This window comes from Brevundimonas aurantiaca, from assembly GCF_904830995.1.
GTDB classification, from domain to species: domain Bacteria; phylum Pseudomonadota; class Alphaproteobacteria; order Caulobacterales; family Caulobacteraceae; genus Brevundimonas; species Brevundimonas aurantiaca.
Map to the genome: position 1 here is coordinate 826,669 of NZ_CAJGVD010000001.1, position 17,505 is coordinate 844,173.

The following is a 17,505-nucleotide window of genomic DNA, read 5'->3' on the forward strand; positions in this document are numbered from 1 at the left end:
GGTCTTTGACATCGCAGAAGGAGCAGAGCGCGGCGGCAGCCGGACAGTCCGACCAGCGTCCGGCCATTTCTCGTTAGAAAACAAAACCTGTCGGACAGATCGGACACATCGGACACCTTTTTTCGCGTCCAATGGCGGAGCGGCCTAGCGCAGAACGCCTCGGATTTGCCGACCGCCGCGATTGATGACCACCTCCCACGGGCCGCGACCGGCGCTGGCGGCCTGAGCGTCAGCGGCTGTGGAAATTTGACGGCCGTTGATCGCGATCAGCAAATCGTTTTGGCGGAAGACGCTGGCCGCATAGCCTCGACCGGAGACGCCGAGCACGACCACCCCGGTGGCGAAAGGATCGCCGCCAAGTCGATCCGCCAGGGCCGGCGTGAGTTGCGCCACCATGGCCCCTTGCAGCGGCCCTTGCTGGATAACGAGGCCCTTGTCGGGATCAGCCTCGCCCGGCAGGGTTTGCACCCGCGCCGTCAGCGTCTGGACCCGCCCGTCGCGCAGGATGGCCACCTGCACCTGATCATTGGGCGCGCGGGAGCCGATGCGGTAGTTCAGCCCGCCCTGGTCGTTGATCTCCTGGCCGTCGATCGCCGTGATCACGTCGCCCTGACGCACCCCCGCGCGGGCGGCCGGGCTGTTCGGATAGACGTCGGTGACCACCAGCCCCTGCGGGCGGGAAAGGCCCAGGCTGCCGGCGATGTCGCCGGTGACCGTGTCGCCCTTCACCCCCAGCCAGGGCCGCACCACCGTCTTGGCGCCGCCCAGGGCGCTGTCGACCACCCGCTTGACCATGGCGGCCGGCACGGCGAACCCGACCCCGGCCGACGAGCCCGAGCGCGAGAAGATGGCGGTGTTGATGCCGATCAGGTCGCCGTCCATGTCCACCAGCGCCCCGCCCGAATTGCCGGGGTTGATGGCCGCATCGGTCTGGATGAAAGAGCCTGAGTCGGAAATGCCCGTCTCGGTCCGGTTCAGGGCCGAGATGATGCCGTTGGTCACGGTCTGGCCCACGCCGAAGGGATTGCCGATGGCCAGGACCAGATCGCCGACCTGCTGTTCTTCCTGATCGTCGATGGCCAGGACCGGCAGGCGGTCGCTGACGTTCTCCAGCCGCAGCACGGCGATGTCGCTGCGCTCATCAGCCAGGATGACGGTGGCGGGAAACTCGCGCCGATCGTTCAGCACCACCTTGATCTGCTGGGCGCCGTCGATGACGTGGTTGTTGGTCACCACGATCCCGTCCGACCGGACGATGACCCCCGACCCCACGGATTCGGCCACCCGCGCCTGGGGGATGCCGCCGCCGAAGAACTGGAAGAAGGGATCGACCTGAACCCGCTGCACGCTGCGCGCCGAGATATTGACCACAGCCGGAGCGGCCGAGCGCACCACAGGGGCGAAGCTGGACTTCATCCCCGCCGCATCGCTGGGGGCGGTGCGCGTGGGCTGGGCGAACTCGCCCTCCTGCGCCTTGGTCGAGGTGGGATTGCCGCAGGCCGAAAGGGCCAGGGCGGCGACGAGCACGATCGGTCGGGTCTTCATCGTCATCCAAGGAATGGAAGCTTCAAGCCGGGCTATACCGCACGGCTTTTCTGGCGGCATCAAGGCGATGGCGGTCAGACCGTCCAGCTCGGCTTGCGCTTGTCCAGAAAGGCGCGAACCCCCTCCTGCCCCTCGGCCGAGACGCGCGCCCGGGCGATCCGTCTGGCCGTATCGTCCATCAGGCCGTGATCGATCCTGTGGCCGGCGATGTCGTTGACCAGCCGCTTGGCCTCGCCCATGGCGCCGGGCGCATTGCCGCCCAGGCTGTCGGTCAACATGGTGATGAACTCATCGACCGAACCCTGGGGCAGGACCAGGTCGATCAGTCCCGCATGGGCGGCGTAGTCGGCGTCGAAACTGTTGGCGGTCAGAAACAGTTGGCGGGCGCGGCGGGCCCCGACGGCCTCGATCACATAGGGGGCGATGGTGGCCGGGATCAGGCCCAGCTTGACCTCGGAAAAGGCGAAACGCGCCCCCTCCACCGCCACGGCCATGTCGCAGGCGGCGACGATTCCGGCCCCGCCGCCCATGGCCGCGCCCTCGACGACGGCGCAGGTCAGAGCGGGGACGTCGTGGAGGGCCTTCAGCATCCGCGCCAGCCCCAGGGCGTCGTCGCGATTGTCGGCCTCGGACCAGTCCGCCGCGTCACGCATCCAGTTCAGATCGGCCCCGGCGCTGAAGGTTCCGCCCGCCCCGCGAATGAAGACCGCGCGCACATGGTCGGCGCCGTGCAGGGTCTCGAACGCCTCATGCAGGGCGGCGATGGTGGCGGCGTCAAAGGCGTTCTTCTTTTCCGGCCGGTTGAGGGTGACGAAGACGACACCGTCGGTCGTGGCGTCGATCCGAACCAGATCATCGTTCGCATCCGGCGCGGGGTCCGCGACCAGGGGATGGGCGATGCTGTTGATCTCCGCCGCCTCCGCGTCGGTGACGTCCAGGGCGTTGATGTCGGCGTCGTTCGGTTGATCGGCCATGTCTTGATCTCGGATATTCGATTGACGAGAGCCTAACGCGCTCCACGTCAAACGGAAACGCAACCCTCCTCGATTCGATCGCCAACTCGCTCAGCCTTCATGGGAAACTAGCCCGTGGAGTTGCCGCAATAGAAGGAGCTGGACCGACACGGCACGCCCGGCTGGGTGTTGAGGCCCATGGCGATGACTTCCAAGGTCAGACTGAAATACATATCGGGGCCGGTTATATTATAGGTGAACTGCGTGCCGGACACTGTTGTTGTCAGAATGCAGGCGTCGTTCCTATACAGGTTGAGCACATATGATGTGGCCTGTGGCACAGCCGCCCACGAGGCCGTAATCGGCGTGCGTGGATAGACGTAAGTCCCTGGCGAGAGACTCCAGTTCACGCCGGTGGTGGGAGGCAGTTGCGGAGCTTGATTGTCCCTCCACTGCACGATCGGCGACTGGCCGTCTTTCGTTTCGGAGGTCCAATACCAGTGGAATGCCGGCCCCTGCGGGCCGTTCTTGAGATAGTTTTGAATGAAGCCGGATACGGTGATGTTGGCGCCCCACAAGCCGTTGTAGAAAACCCATGCTGGGCCGTCATCGGAAATGAAGGTGAGGTTCGGCGCCGTGTCCCAGACTGGCCCCACATCGTCTGTATAATCGTTCGCCGTAAAGCCGGTCTCCGTCCTCATATGTACACCGGCGGTCGTGTAAAGCTCATGGCTGTGCCAAGCCGCATAGCCGTTCAGACGAGGCACTTGGTCAAGCGTCAGGTCTGAAAAATTCGAAGATGTGACAATGTTGGGATCGCCATGGGCTTCATAATCGACATAGAGCAACGACACCTTGTCCTGATTGATCTTCACCTTGGCGGTGAGACGAATCCAGTCCCCTATGTGAGCGCCGAATCCGGAGCCCGAACCCAGAGGCCGTGAGGCGTAAGACGTCTGCGGACCCAGCCCCCCATTATATGCAAAGAAGCCGAAGTAAGAAATAAGATAGTAGTCGTCACGCATTGCGATGCGGACGTACATCGGCGCGGTGATCGTCCTATTTGTAGGTCCATGCTGACCTAAGTACGTTTCGAGCTGATAGTTATAGAAATGAGGGTCGGATACGGGGATCACCGACGGAGACGAGGGGAGAAGCTCACCTATGTCGCTGAAATAACCTTGCCAAAGCGACACCCAGCTCCAATCAGCGACCGGTGCTGACCCCGGCGCAGCCGGAAGAGGAAACAATGAAATATTGTCGATCTCTCCACCGCCGAAGGCAGTGCTGGAGGATCCCGCTTTCAACTTATCCGGAGTCATCGGCCCGGCATCGAGAACGGACATGCCTGAGGGTAAGTCAGCGCCCCCGGATGAAAGTTCTCCGCTACCGCTGACCAACTGGCAGCGGCTGAGAAATGTCTCGACAGCTATCGGCCGATGCGGATCCTGAGAATGCAAGCGAAGGATTGGAGCCAGCTTGGCTGCAACTTGGGCGGGCGTAACCGTCGGCATAAAGATCCCCAAATCTGATAGACCGACGATATGAGGCGCCCTGCGAGAAGTACAGCCGTCTTATGCTACATCCTAAACAGGCCGAAGGTCGTGTCCGGGATCGGGGCGTTCAGGCTCGCCGATATAGCCAGACCGAGCACATCCCGGGTTTGCGCAGGATCAATGACGCCATCGTCCCACAGGCGGGCGGTGGCGTAATAGGGATTGCCTTCGTCCTCGTACTTCTGGCGGATCGGCGCCTTGAAGGCTTCGGCCTCCTCGGGCGACCAGGTCTCGGCGTCGCGATGGACGGTGGCCAGGACGCTGGCGGCCTGTTCGCCGCCCATGACCCCGATCCGGCTGTTGGGCCAGGTGAAGAGGAAGCGCGGCGAATAGGCGCGGCCGCACATGCCGTAATTCCCCGCCCCGAAGCTGCCGCCGATCAGGACGGTGAACTTGGGCACTTCGGCCGAGGCCACGGCCGTCACCAGCTTGGCGCCGTCCTTGGCGATGCCGCCCGCCTCATACTTGCCGCCCACCATGAAGCCCGAGATGTTTTGCAGGAACAGCAGCGGAATCTTCCGCTTGCAGGCCAGTTCGATGAAGTGGGCGCCCTTCTGGGCGCTCTCGGAGAAGATGACGCCGTTGTTGGCCAGGACGGCGACCGGATAGCCCCAGATGCGGGCGAAGCCGCACACCAGGGTGGAGCCGTAAAGGGCCTTGAACTCGTCGAACTCCGACCCGTCGACCAGACGGGCGATCACCTCGCGCACGTCATAGGGCGCGCGGACGTCCTCGGGGATCAGCCCATACAGTTCGGCCGGATCGAAGGCCGGCGCGCGGGGTTCGCGCACATCCAGCTCCACGGCCTTGGTCGTGTTCAGATTGGCGACGATCGACCGCACGATCTCCAGCGCGTGTTCGTCGTTCTCGGCGACATGATCGACCACGCCCGAGCGGCGGCCGTGCGTTTCGGCCCCGCCCAGTTCCTCGGCCGAGATGACCTCGCCGGTGGCGGCCTTCACCAGCGGCGGGCCGGCCAGAAAGATGGCGCCCTGGTTGCGCACGATCACCGTCTCGTCCGACATGGCCGGCACATAGGCGCCGCCGGCGGTGGACAGGCCCATGACGCAGGCGATCTGGGCGACGCCCTTGGCGCTCATCCGCGCCTGGTTGAAGAAGATGCGGCCGAAATGGTCGCGGTCGGGAAACACCTCGGCCTGGTGCGGCAGGTTGGCCCCGCCGCTGTCGACCAGATAGACGCAGGGCAGGCCGTTCTGCTCGGCGATCTCCTGGGCGCGCAGGTGCTTCTTGACCGTCATGGGGAAGTAGGCGCCGCCCTTCACCGTCGGGTCGTTGGCGACGATCATGACCTCGCGCCCTGAGACCCGCCCGATCCCGGCGATGACGCCGGCGCCCGGCGCTTCGCCGTCATACATGCCGTGGGCGGCCAGCTGGCCGATCTCCAGGAAAGGCGAACCGGGATCCAACAACCGCTCGACCCGATCTCGCGGCAGCAACTTGCCGCGGGCGACGTGGCGTTCGCGCGCCTTGTCGGAGCCGCCGCGCGCGACCTTGGCCACATGGTCGCGAAGCTCGGCGACCAGGGCGCTGTTATGCGCGTGCAGGGACTTGTACTTGGGGCTTTGCGGATCGACCGCTGACGTCAGCTTCGGCATGGGGGTGGTTTAGGGGCGGTTGGCGAAAAGCGCTAGTGAGTGAGACGTGCGCTGAGGCGCGCGCTGAAGGCTCACCTCCTGCTCACAGGCGCTTTTCACCCCGACGCCCCGCCGTTCTTGCCAGTTCCCGCCTTTTCCCCTATACGCCCCCGCTTTCCAGGGCTTCGGTCCTGACGCGGAACGCCAAAGGGTTGGACAACCGGTCCCGCCGCCGCGCCAGGAGCCATCGTGGAGATCGACTTACCCGGTCGTTTCCGCGCCGACGCCTACAAGGGAGACTACCGCATGGCTCTTTACGAGCACACGGTCATGACGCGCCAGGACATCTCGGCGCAACAGGCCGAAGCGCTGAACGACACCATCAAGGACCTGATCGTGCAAGGCGGCGGCTCCGTCGCCAAGATCGAGTACTGGGGTCTGCGCAACCTGACCTACCGCGTGAAGAAGAACCGCAAGGCTCACTATTCGCTGCTGGCCGTCGACGCCCCTCCCGCCGCCATGGCCGAGGTCGAGCGTCAGCTGTCGATCAACGAAGACGTGCTGCGCTGGCTGACCGTCCGCGTCGAGGAACTGGACCTGGAACTGTCGCCGCTTCTGGCCCGCCGCGAGCGCGAACGCGAGCGTGAACGCGAGCGCACCCCGCGTGACGACGCCGACGCCGCAGACGCCGAATAAGGAAACCGGATCATGACCGACACGACTGCCCCCACCCCGGGCGCCCCGGCCGGCTCCGGCTCCGCCGGCCGCCGCCCCTTCTATCGTCGCCGCAAGGTCTGCCCGTTCTCGGGCGCCAATGCGCCGAAGATTGACTACAAGGACGTCAAGCTGCTGCAGCGCTACGTCTCCGAACGCGGCAAGATCGTGCCTTCGCGCATCACCGCCGTCTCCCAGAAGAAGCAGCGCGAACTGGCCAAGGCCATCAAGCGCGCCCGCTATCTGGCCCTCCTGCCGTATGTGGTGAAGTAAGATGAAGGTCGTTCTGCTGGAACGCGTCGATAACCTCGGCGCCATCGGCGACGTCGTCACTGTCAAGGACGGCTTCGCCCGCAACTTCCTTCTGCCGCGCGACAAGGCCCGCCGGGCCACCGCCGCCAATCTGAAGGCTTTCGAACTCGACCGCGCCGCCATCGAGCAGCGCAACGAGAAGAACAAGGCCGAGGCTCAGAAGATCGCCGACAAGATCGACGGCCAGACCTACATCATGATCCGTCAGGCCGGTGAAACCGGCCAGCTGTACGGTTCGGTCGCCGGTCGCGACGTCGCCGAGGCCATCCAGGCCGAAGGCGGCAAGGTCGAACGTTCGCAGGTGGTCCTGAACACGGCGATCAAGACCCTGGGCGTCCACGAAGTGCCGGTCCGCCTGCACGCCGAGGTCCGCGCCACGGTCAAGATCAACATCGCCCGCTCCATGGACGAGGCCGAGCGCCAAGCCAAGGGCGAGGACGTGATCCGCAGCCAGTTCGACGATGAGCGCCAGGCCGCCGAGCAATCGGCCCAGGAGCTGATCGAAGGCGGCGCCGGTCAACAGGAAGGCTTCGGCGACGAAGCCTGATCGCCTCCTGGTCTTCGGACCGGACCGGTCGAACTTCAAGGGCGCGTTCCGCAAGGGACGCGCCCTTTCTGCTGCGCGCCCCGCTGCGACGCGACTTCATGACAAGTTTACAACACATTGAAGGCAAGCGAGCGCCTGAGGGGTAGTTGCGCATGAAACGACCTTGACGTCGCGCGCGAACGACCAACACGATTTCCGATCGTCGTTTTTCGCATTTCCAGAGCAAGTATTTTGCGCCGACTTGAAGGCGCGCTTATCGGTTTCAGCCCCGGGAGATCGTCATGCTGCGAAGTCCCACCTTGCCCGACCTTCGGCTCGCGCAGAGACAACTTTATAGATTTTCTAGCCCTTCAGCTCAGCAAACATGGTCAGGGCCGATGGTTGACCCGCCACGGGGCCGCTCTGATATCGCCACAAGGGCTGAACGCCGCCATCGGCCGATGAGGGGACTTAAGATGCATCTGTTTTCCGAGCGTGCGGCCTGGCTGCAACCCAGGGAGCGATGTCGCCGATAGCGTCTCTCTTAAGAACGCCGCTCAAGACGGCGACGCCGCGCCGCCCGTGCGCCCTCTCCAGAACAGGATCTCTCCATGCGCCGCTCCGCTTTCCGACCCACCGCCTCCATCCTGCTGATCACCTCATCGGCCTTCGCCTTGCTGACCGCCGCGCCGGCCCTTGCTCAGCAACAACCTCAGGCCGACGCGGTTGACGACATCGTCGTCACCGGCACCCGCGTCCAGAATCGCTCGCGCCTCGATTCTGTCGCGCCCGTCGACGTCGTTACGGCCGAAACCCTGCAACAGCGCGGCTCGACCGAGCTGGCCACCCAGCTAGCCGCCACCGTCCCTGCCCTGAACTTCCCCCGCCCCTCGGCCACCGACGGCACTGACTCGATCCGCCCCGCAACCTTGCGCGGACAAGGGCCGGACCAGACCCTGGTGCTGGTGAATGGCGTGCGCCGTCACGCCACCGCCCTGGTGAACACCAACGGCTCGGTCGGTCGCGGGTCGGCTGCTGTCGATCTGAACGCCATTCCCTCCACCGCGATCGAACGTATCGAGGTGTTGCGCGACGGCGCTGCGGCGCAATACGGGTCTGACGCCATCGCCGGCGTATTGAACCTGCGCCTGCGCAAGGCTTCCAGCGGCGGCGGCGCCAGCGTCACCTACGGCGGCTATCGCACCGACTACACCGGCTTCTACGGCGGCGGCCAGGATTTGAAGGACGGCGAGGCCCTGACGGTGGCCGGCTGGCAGGGGTTCGGCCTGGGCTCGGACGGCTTTCTGACGGCTTCAGTAGAATATCGGGACCGGGAGCGCACCAACCGAAGCGACCTCGATCCCCGCTTCAACCCGTCCCAGGTTCGCGGGGCACAGGGGGATCCTGAGTCTGAGGATCTCGCCGTCTATCTGAACGCCGGCAAGCCCCTGGCTGCGGGCTGGGAAGCCTATGGCTGGGTCGGCTATCAGACCCGCGACGCCTCGGCCGCCGCCTTCTATCGCACGCCGACCGACAACGCCCAGAACCCGGCCTACGCCTCTGGCCGCGTCTATCCTGACGGCTACCTGCCCTACATTCTGACCGACACGACCGACTGGACCACCGCCGCCGGGCTGAAGGGCCAGGCCGGGGGTTTCGACATCGACATCAACCTGGGCTACGGCAAGAACGAGATCGACTTCAGCGTTGAAAACACGCTGAACCCCTCTTTGGGACCGACCTCCCCGACCAAGTTCTACGCCGGTTCCCTGGCCTATGATCAGCTGGTGCTGGGTATTGACGCCAGCCGCGCCTATGACGTCGGCCTTTACGCCCCCTTGAACGTCGCCTTTGGCCTGGAGGCCCGGCGGGAGTCCTATCAGATCGGCGCGGGCGAACCCAACTCCTATCAGCGCGGGACCTTCCTGAACGTCGGCGGCGTGGATCTCAGCTGGGGCTCGCGCGGTTTCACCGGCTTCACCCCCGCCAATGAGGTCGACGAAGACCGCAACAACATCGGCGCCTATGTCGATCTGGAAGGCGAGCTGTTCGAACGCTTCACCGCCTCGGCGGCTGTGCGGTACGAAAACTACTCGGACTTCGGCGACAATGTTTCGGGCAAGCTGGCGGCGCGGTACGACTTCACCCCGACCTTCGCTGTTCGCGGCGCCTTATCGACCGGCTTCCGCGCGCCAAGCCTGCAACAGCAGTATTTCACCCAGACGGCGATCCTCTACATAAACAACGTTCCCTATGAGACCGGCACCTTCCCCTCGGTCAGCCCGGTCGGCGTCGCGCTTGGCGGCACGCCTCTTAAGGCCGAGACATCGACCAACTATTCGCTGGGCTTGGTCTACCGTCGCGGTCCCTTTGAACTGACAGCCGACGCCTATCGCATCGACATTGAGGATCGGATCATCTTGTCAGAGACGTTGACAGGCAGCGCCACTGCGGCGCCTGGAACCAACGCCCGCGCCATCTTCGATCTGCTTCAGCCTTATGGCGCCACAGCGGCCCGCTTCTTCATCAATGGCGTGGACACCGAGACGACCGGCCTGGACGTGGTTGCGCGCTACCGGGTTCTGGCCGACGTCGGCTCGCTCGACTTCACCCTGGCGGCGAACGTCAATGATTTCGACGTGACCAAGACGCCCCAGACCCGCTCGGGCATCCTGCCGACCCCGGTCTCGCTGTTCGCGCGCCAGGCGACACTGCGGTTCGAAGAGGGCACGCCGCCGTGGAAGACAGTCTTCCAGACGGATTGGACCCGCGCCCGGCTGGGCGGCACCTTCCGCGTGACCGGCTATGGCGACGTCCTGGCTCCTGGCGCGACCGAGGCGACCGATCTGGAGCTTGGCGTCGGCGTGGTCGTCGATGTGGAGGCGCGCTACGCCCTCAATGATCGTCTGACCTTGGCGGTCGGAGCGGACAATGTGCTGGACGAATATCCCCGCCAAGCTCAGCGCGCCAACAACACATCGGGCGCCTTCCCCTTCTCCAACTTCTCGCCCTACGGCTTCAACGGCCGGTTCGTGTACGGCCGTATCGCCTTGAACTGGTGAGCCGGCCCCACCCTGAGATCAGGGACGCTCTTCGGAGCGTCCCTTTTTGTTTCGCGCACGGACCATGGGCGGCGGGACGTCGGCCGCCGCCTGGGTTCCGCCTGAACAATTCCCGTTCACCCACAGGGCGGACGATCTGTCCACCGTCGCGGCGGCGTCCGCGACTGACGCAGGCGCGTGTGAGGGATAGAGCGTTAAGACAATGAACGCCTTCGCCCCCCTGCCCTTCTCGTCCTCGCCGTTGGACTCCAACGGCGTCGCCTCCATGCCTCATAACCTGGAGGCCGAACAGGCTCTGCTCGGCGCCTTGATGTTCGACAACGGGGTGTTCGAGCGTCTCAGCGACCGTCTGCGCGGCTCCCACTTCTACGAGCCCTTCCACCAGCGGCTGTTCGACGCCATCGAGGATCACATCCGTCAGGGCATGCTGGCCGAGCCGACCATCCTGATGGAGCGGTTCAAACAGGACCCCGCCTTTCAGGAGTTCGGCGGCCTGCGCTATTTCGCCGATCTGGTGGACCGGGCCCCGCCGGCGGCCAACGCCCCGGACTACGCCCGCGTCGTCTATGACACGGCCCTGCGCCGCGACCTGATCCGCATCGGCGGCGAGATCATCAAGGAGGCGCCCAATCCGGACGTCCCCGCTGACGAACAGATCGAACAGGCCGAACAGACCCTTTATTCGCTGGCAGAGACGGGCAAGCCCTCGTCCGGTTTCGTCAGCTTTTCTCACGCCTTGTCCGGCGCCGTTCAGATGGCGGCGGAAGCCTATCAGCGCGAGGGCAAGCTGGCCGGTCTGGCCACCGGCCTGCACGATCTGGACCGGAAACTGGGCGGCCTGCACCCGTCCGACCTGCTGATCCTCGCCGGACGCCCGTCGATGGGTAAGACGGCTCTGGCGACCAACATGGCCTTCAACGTGGCCCGCGCCTATCAATGGGAGCCGACGCCGGAGGGCCGCAAGACGGTCAACGGCGGGGTGGTCGCCTTCTATTCGCTGGAAATGAGCGCCGAACAGCTGGCCATGCGGATCCTGGCCGATGCGTCCGGCGTCTCATCCGACAAGCTGCGCAAGGGCGAGATCGACGCCTCGGATTTCGGCAAGCTGCGCGACGCGGCGGTCGAGATCGGCGAGGCGCCTCTCTACATCGACGCCACCGGCGGCATCTCCATCTCCAAGCTGGCCGCCCGGGCGCGGCGGCTGAAGCGGATGGAGCACGGGCTGGATCTGATCATCGTCGACTATCTGCAGCTGGTGACCACCGGCGAAGGCGGCGGTCAAAAGAACCGCGTTCAGGAAGTGTCCGAGATCACCGGCGGCCTGAAGGCCCTGGCCAAGGAGCTGAACGTGCCGATCATCGCCCTGTCGCAGCTGTCGCGTCAGGTCGAACAGCGCGACGACAAGCGGCCCCAGCTGTCGGACCTGCGGGAGTCCGGCTCGATCGAACAGGACGCCGACTGCGTGATGTTCGTCTATCGCGAGAGCTACTATCTGGGCCGGGCCGAGCCGCGCGAAGGCACTGAGGAACACCTGCAATGGCAGCAGGACATGGACCGGCTGCAAGGCCAGGCCGAGGTCGTCATCGGCAAGCAGCGCCACGGCCCGATCGGCATCGTCAAACTGGCCTTCGACGCCGACACGGTCCGCTTCGGCAACCTGGCGCACGGCTATGAGGAAGTCAGCTACGAATAGGGCTCTTCCCTAACCGCCGACTTGCGCCATAAGGCCGCCATGCCCTCCCCCGCCCTGCTCTCCGTCGATCTGAACGCCCTGGCCCGCAACTTCCACACGCTGGAAGCCGTGACCGGCGCGCCGGTTCATCCGGTGGTCAAGGCCGACGCCTATGGGCTGGGCGCCGAGGCCTGTGCGACCCGGCTGATGACCGAGGGGGCGCGGACCTTCTTCGTCGCCCGCGCCGATGAAGGCCTGGCCTTGCGGGCGGCGCTGGGCGATGCGCCGGTCATCTATGTGCTGGACGGCTGCCACGACGGGGCGGCCGGCGTGCTGAAGGCGGCGGACCTGCGTCCAGTGCTGAACCAGCCCCGACAGATGCAGGCTTGGAGCCAGGTCGGCGGCGGCGCCTGCGGCATCCAGATCGACACCGGCCTGAACCGGCTGGGGTTCCGCCCCGAAGACGCGCCGGAGCCGTTCGAGGGCCTCCACCTTGTCATGAGTCACCTGGCCTGCGCCGACGAACCGGACCAGCCGATGAACCGGCGCCAGCGCGACGCCTTCACGGCGGCGGCCGCGCGATATCCGGGCATCACGCGATCGCTGGCCAATTCGGGCGGTTGCTTTCTGGGGCGGGACTACAGCTTCGACGCCGTGCGCCCCGGCGTCTGTCTCTATGGCGGCGGGCCGCAGGGTCGGCCGGACGACAGGATCGCCGCCGTCGCCACCCTGACCGCCGAGGTCTTGCAGGTCCGAGACGTCAGGGCGGAGGAAAGCATCGGCTATTCCAGAGGCTTCGTCGCTGACCGTCCCGTGCGAGCGGCCGTGGTGGCTGCGGGCTATGCCGACGGCGTCATGCGGGCCTATGGACAAGGCGGCGCCGCCTGGGTGTCGGGCGAGATCCGCCCTCTGCTGGGCCGGGTGTCGATGGACGTCTGTACCCTGGACATCACCGGCCTGGACGTCGCGGTCGGCGATCGGGTCGAGCTTTTCGGCGCGAACCGTCATCTAGATGAGGCGGCGGCCGCGGCCGGAACCATCAGCTATGAACTATTGACTGCAATCGGCGACCGGGTGCCTCGCGCCTATTGAGGCGAATGCGACCGCGACTGACGTAGAAGAGGCCGATGAAGGCCCAAAGCTCGGCCCGTCACCCGACGTCGGCTGTCTCTGCTAAGGAAGTCCATGGCTCGCGATTCCGCCCTCTACGTCTGTCAATCCTGCGGCTCGGTCCACGGCAAGTGGTCGGGTCAGTGTTCATCGTGCGGGCAGTGGAACACCCTGACCGAAGAGAGCCGTTCCGCGCCGCCGGGCGCGATCAAGCCTTCGGCGGCCGCTTCGGCGCGCGGACGCGGCCTGCAGTTTGAAGCCCTTCAATCCGACACCCCCGAACCGCCCCGCATCACGACGGGCGTGGCCGAGTTCGACCGGGTCTGCGGCGGCGGCGTGGTTCCGGGTTCGGCCATCCTGCTGAGCGGCGATCCGGGCGTGGGCAAGTCCACCCTGCTGCTCGAGGTCGCGGCCAAGGCGGCGCTTCGCGGCGGGCGTATCGCCTATATCTCGGGCGAAGAGGCCGTCGAGCAGATCCGAGCGCGGGCCAAGCGGATGGGGCTGGACCAGGCGCCGGTCAATCTGGCGGCGGCGACGGCGCTGCGCGACATCCTGGGCACGCTGAAGCGCGAACAGTTCGACATCGTCATCGTCGATTCGATCCAGACCCTGTGGTCCGACGTTCATGAGAGCGGGCCCGGCTCCATCACCCAGGTCCGGGCCTGCGCCGGCGAAATGGTCCGACTGGCCAAGACGCAAGGGATCGCCGTCGTCCTGGTCGGCCACGTCACCAAGGACGGCCAGGTGGCCGGGCCGCGCGTGGTCGAACACCTGGTCGACGCCGTCATGACCTTCGAGGGCGAGCGCGGCTATCCGTTCCGCATTCTGCGCGCGGGCAAGAACCGGTTCGGCGCCACCGACGAAATCGGGGTGTTCGAAATGGGCGACAGCGGCCTGCGCGAAGTCGCCAATCCCTCGGCCCTCTTCCTGGGCGAAGGCAAGGACCGGGCGCCCGGCGCCGCCGTCTTCGCCGGGATCGAAGGCTCGCGGCCCGTTCTGGTCGAGATCCAGGCCCTGGTGGCGCCGTCCGCCTATGGCACGCCGCGGCGGGCGGTGGTCGGTTGGGACTCCGGTCGCCTGGCCATGTTGCTGGCGGTGCTGGAGGCCCGGTGCGGCCTGGGCTTCGGCGACAAAGATGTCTATCTGAACGTCGCCGGGGGGCTGCGGATCAACGAGCCGGCGGCGGACCTGGCGGCGGCGGCGGCCTTGATCAGCTCGGCCCTGGACATGCCCCTGCCCCAGGGCTGCGTCGTCTTCGGCGAGATCGGCCTGTCGGGCGAGGTCCGCAGCGTGGGCCGAGCCGAGGCGCGGCTGCGCGAGGCTCAGAAGCTGGGCTTCGACCATCTGCTGTGCCCGCCCCTGCCCCAGAGCGCGGGGAAGACAAACGGGGTCAAGGTGACGTCGGCGACGCGTTTGACGGATGTGGTCGAACGAATCTCGCAAAACCGCTATTAGACGGGCGCAACAGTTTCTGGACCTCTGAGTGACCGGTTACGACGTCTTCGCCATAGTGGTGATCCTGTTCTCCGCCGCCGCCGGCTGGGTGCGCGGCGGGGTGCGCGAGATCATCACCCTGCTCAGCGCCCTGCTGGCGGCGCTGATCGCCCTGGTGACCCTGCCCTGGACGGCCATGCTGGGGCGGGCCCTGGTCAATCCCGACTGGGCCGGGACGATCCTGGCGGCGATCGTGACCTTCATGGTCGTCTATTTCGGCATCCGCATCTTCGGCTCCTTCCTGTCCAAACAGGCCCAGGCCCATCCGCAGTTGGGAGGAATCGACCGGTTCATCGGAGTGTTCGTCGGCGCAGGCCGGGCCTTGGTCCTGTTGGGCGCCGTCCATCTGGTCATCGTGGCCGCCATGCCGGGCGAACGGACGCCGAAATGGCTGACCCAGGCGGCGCTCTACAAGGTCAGCGCCGTCGGCGCCCGCGCCATTCAGATCGTCCTGCCCGGCATCGGGCGCGGCGCCGATGCGATCACGCCTGTGGTGGATTCATCCGTGCGCAAAGGGTTTTCGAACGACGAAGCCTTGCCTCGGACGCAATCCGAGACTAACTCGCCGCGCGAAGCCGCCCCGTAAGTTTCCCCCGGTCATCGGAGCCCCACGATGCGCCACCACATCGCCGATCCCGTCGTTCACCGCGAGCACTGGCGTGAGCCGGAGGACGATCAGCTCCGTCTGGAGTGCGGCGTCTGCGGCGTCTGGGGCGCGGACGAGGACGAGGGCTCGGCCGTCGTCGCCCTGGGCCTCCACGCCCTGCAGCATCGCGGCCAGGAAGCCTGCGGCATCGCCAGCATAAAGGACGACCGCTTCTACACCGAACGCCATCAGGGTCTGGTCGGCGAGGCCTTCGGCGGCGCCGATCTGATGACCCGTATGCCCGGTCGCGCGGCTGTCGGCCACACCCGCTACTCCACCGCTGGCGGCAGCTTCCTGCGCAACATCCAGCCCATGTTCGCCGACCTGGACCAGGGCGGTATCGCCATCGCCCACAACGGCAACCTGACCAACTTCAAATTCCTGCACAGCCAGCTGGTCAGCGAAGGCGCCATCTTCCAGTCGACGTCGGATTCCGAAGTCATCCTTCACCTGATCGCGCGCAGCCGTAAGGCCAAGATCGTCGATCGCTTCATCGACGCCCTGGCGCGGATCGAGGGCGGCTACGCCCTGGTCGCCCAGACCCGCCACAAGATGATCGGCGCCCGCGACCCGCTGGGCATCCGCCCGCTGGTTCTGGGCCAGATGGGCGAGGCCTGGGTCCTGGCCTCCGAGACCTGCGCCCTGGACATGATGGGCGCCGCCTTCGTGCGCGACGTCGAACACGGCGAGGTCGTGGTCATCGACGAGAACGGCCTGGAATCGATCAAGCCCTTTCCGGCGCGCGCCGCCCGCCCCTGCCTGTTCGAATACGTCTATTTCTCGCGACCCGACTCGGTCGTGAACGGCCGTTCGGTCTATGAAGTCCGCAAGGAGATGGGACGCGGCCTGGCGCGCGAATGGGGCGTGGACGCCGACATCGTGGTGCCCGTGCCGGACTCCGGCGTGCCCGCCGCCCTGGGCTATGCCCAGGAGAGCGGCATCCCCTATGAGATGGGCATCATCCGCAGCCACTATCTGGGCCGCACCTTCATACAGCCCAGCCAGGGCGCCCGGCAGAAGGGCGTGCGGATGAAGCACAGCCCCAACAAGTCTGCCCTGGCCGGCAAGCGGGTCGTGCTGATCGACGATTCGATCGTGCGCGGCACCACCTCGGTCAAACTGGTCCGCGCTGTCCGCGCCGCGGGCGCCAAGGAGGTCCACCTGCGGTCAGCCAGCCCGCAGATCCTCTTCCCCGACTTCTACGGCATCGACATGCCGGAACGGGCGCAACTTTTGGCCGCCAACAAGACGCTGGAAGAGATGCGCGAACTGCTGGAAGTCGACTCGCTCGGCTTCCTCTCGATCGACGGTCTCTACCGCGCCATGGGTGAGACGGGCCGCAACAATGACGCGCCCCAGTTCACCGACCACTATTTCACCGGCGACTACCCCACCCGCCTGCTGGACCGCGAGATCGAGGAAGGCGGCCGGGAGTTTTCGGCGCGACAACTTTCGCTGCTGGTCAGCGCCTAACTTTTCCTGTCCTCCGCCGCGCCGATCTGGCTTGGCGTGCGTGTCCGACGCACGCTAATCATGGCGGATGTCAGACCTGCCCCTCAAAGACCGTATCGCCCTCGTCGTCGGGGCCTCGCGCGGCATCGGCTACGAGAGCGCCCTCGCCCTGGCCAAGGCTGGCGCGCACGTGGTGGCTACAGCCCGGACACAAGGCGGGCTTGAGGAACTGGACGACGCCGTCTTCGCCGCGACGGGCAAACACGCGACCCTCGTCCCGTTCGACCTGGTCGACGGGGGCGGGATCGACCGGCTGGGCGGCGCGATCGTCGAACGGTTCAAGAAACTGGACATCTGGGTCCAGGCGGCGGCGACCATGGGGCCGTCGGGCCTGACGCCGGTGGCCCACGCCGATCCGCGCGAGTTCGCCAAGGTCGAAAAGGTCAACTTCACGGCCGTCTACCGGCTGATCCGCTCGCTGGAGCCGCTGCTGCGCGCCTCGGACGCCGGGCGGGCCATCCATTTCACGACCAGCGTCGCGACCACGCCTCGGGCTTTCTGGGGCATGTACGCCGCCACCAAGGCGGGCGCCGAGGCTTTAATGAAGGCCTGGGCGGACGAGGTGGAGAGCACCCCGATCCGTGTCAGCATCGTCGATCCCGGTCGGATGCGCACCGCCATGCGCGCCCAGGCCTTCCCCGGAGAAGACCCGCAGACCCTGCCCCATCCGTCGGAAATCGGCCCCCTGGTCGTTGAACTGGCGCGGGGCGACCTGACGCCGCCGCCGACGATCCGCTTCCGCGACTGGAGGGCCGGGCCGACGACGGAAGCCTTGGTCTGACGGCGAGTGAAGCCAGGGGTCTGTGCC

Annotated in this window: 14 protein-coding genes; 10 read left to right on the forward strand and 4 right to left on the reverse strand. The window is 66.1% G+C overall.

Features of this window, described 5'->3' with window-relative positions; translation table 11 throughout:
- Nucleotides 1-144: 144 nt before the first annotated feature.
- The 4 genes from JMT67_RS04150 to JMT67_RS04165 form a co-directional block, all read right to left on the reverse strand.
- Nucleotides 145-1,545, reverse strand: a complete 1,401-nt coding sequence (locus tag JMT67_RS04150; protein ID WP_082382801.1) for a Do family serine endopeptidase — start codon at nucleotides 1,543-1,545, stop codon at nucleotides 145-147.
- A gap of 74 nt (nucleotides 1,546-1,619) precedes the next feature.
- Complete coding sequence (locus tag JMT67_RS04155) at nucleotides 1,620-2,519, reverse strand: enoyl-CoA hydratase-related protein (protein WP_191554096.1); 900 nt, start codon at nucleotides 2,517-2,519, stop codon at nucleotides 1,620-1,622.
- Between the two features lie 107 nt (nucleotides 2,520-2,626).
- Complete coding sequence (locus JMT67_RS04160; RefSeq protein WP_201462759.1) at nucleotides 2,627-3,844, reverse strand: hypothetical protein; 1,218 nt, start codon at nucleotides 3,842-3,844, stop codon at nucleotides 2,627-2,629.
- Between the two features lie 233 nt (nucleotides 3,845-4,077).
- Nucleotides 4,078-5,670: a carboxyl transferase domain-containing protein gene (locus JMT67_RS04165; protein ID WP_201462760.1), complete on the reverse strand. Its 1,593-nt coding sequence runs from the start codon at nucleotides 5,668-5,670 to the stop codon at nucleotides 4,078-4,080.
- A gap of 285 nt (nucleotides 5,671-5,955) precedes the next feature.
- Between JMT67_RS04165 and rpsF the strand changes: the two genes are divergently transcribed.
- From rpsF to JMT67_RS04215, 10 genes are all read left to right on the forward strand, one after another.
- Entirely contained in the window at nucleotides 5,956-6,345 is a 390-nt protein-coding gene (rpsF, locus tag JMT67_RS04170) for a 30S ribosomal protein S6 (RefSeq protein WP_054766976.1), read from the forward strand.
- 12 nt (nucleotides 6,346-6,357) lie between these two features.
- Nucleotides 6,358-6,636 (forward strand): 30S ribosomal protein S18, encoded by a 279-nt coding sequence (gene rpsR, locus JMT67_RS04175; RefSeq protein WP_054766014.1) that lies wholly within the window; start codon nucleotides 6,358-6,360, stop codon nucleotides 6,634-6,636.
- Between the two features lies 1 nt (nucleotide 6,637).
- On the forward strand, nucleotides 6,638-7,222 hold the full coding sequence (gene rplI, locus JMT67_RS04180) for a 50S ribosomal protein L9 (protein WP_183217132.1): 585 nt from the start codon (nucleotides 6,638-6,640) through the stop codon (nucleotides 7,220-7,222).
- Between the two features lie 590 nt (nucleotides 7,223-7,812).
- Complete coding sequence (locus tag JMT67_RS04185) at nucleotides 7,813-10,263, forward strand: TonB-dependent receptor plug domain-containing protein (protein ID WP_201462761.1); 2,451 nt, start codon at nucleotides 7,813-7,815, stop codon at nucleotides 10,261-10,263.
- A gap of 202 nt (nucleotides 10,264-10,465) precedes the next feature.
- Nucleotides 10,466-11,956 (forward strand): replicative DNA helicase, encoded by a 1,491-nt coding sequence (locus JMT67_RS04190; protein ID WP_054766017.1) that lies wholly within the window; start codon nucleotides 10,466-10,468, stop codon nucleotides 11,954-11,956.
- Nucleotides 11,957-11,995: 39 nt separating this feature from the next.
- Nucleotides 11,996-13,027, forward strand: a complete 1,032-nt coding sequence (gene alr, locus JMT67_RS04195; protein ID WP_191558459.1) for an alanine racemase — start codon at nucleotides 11,996-11,998, stop codon at nucleotides 13,025-13,027.
- Between the two features lie 93 nt (nucleotides 13,028-13,120).
- The gene (gene radA / locus JMT67_RS04200; protein ID WP_201462762.1) at nucleotides 13,121-14,500 is read left to right on the forward strand and encodes a DNA repair protein RadA; all 1,380 of its coding nucleotides are present in this window, start codon (nucleotides 13,121-13,123) and stop codon (nucleotides 14,498-14,500) included.
- 28 nt (nucleotides 14,501-14,528) lie between these two features.
- Complete coding sequence (locus tag JMT67_RS04205; RefSeq protein ID WP_054766020.1) at nucleotides 14,529-15,125, forward strand: CvpA family protein; 597 nt, start codon at nucleotides 14,529-14,531, stop codon at nucleotides 15,123-15,125.
- Nucleotides 15,126-15,152: 27 nt separating this feature from the next.
- On the forward strand, nucleotides 15,153-16,658 hold the full coding sequence (gene purF, locus JMT67_RS04210) for an amidophosphoribosyltransferase (protein ID WP_201462763.1): 1,506 nt from the start codon (nucleotides 15,153-15,155) through the stop codon (nucleotides 16,656-16,658).
- Between the two features lie 67 nt (nucleotides 16,659-16,725).
- A complete protein-coding gene (locus JMT67_RS04215; RefSeq protein ID WP_201462764.1) occupies nucleotides 16,726-17,478 on the forward strand; it encodes an SDR family NAD(P)-dependent oxidoreductase in 753 nt (250 codons plus the stop codon).
- The last annotated feature ends 27 nt before the right edge of the window (nucleotides 17,479-17,505 follow it).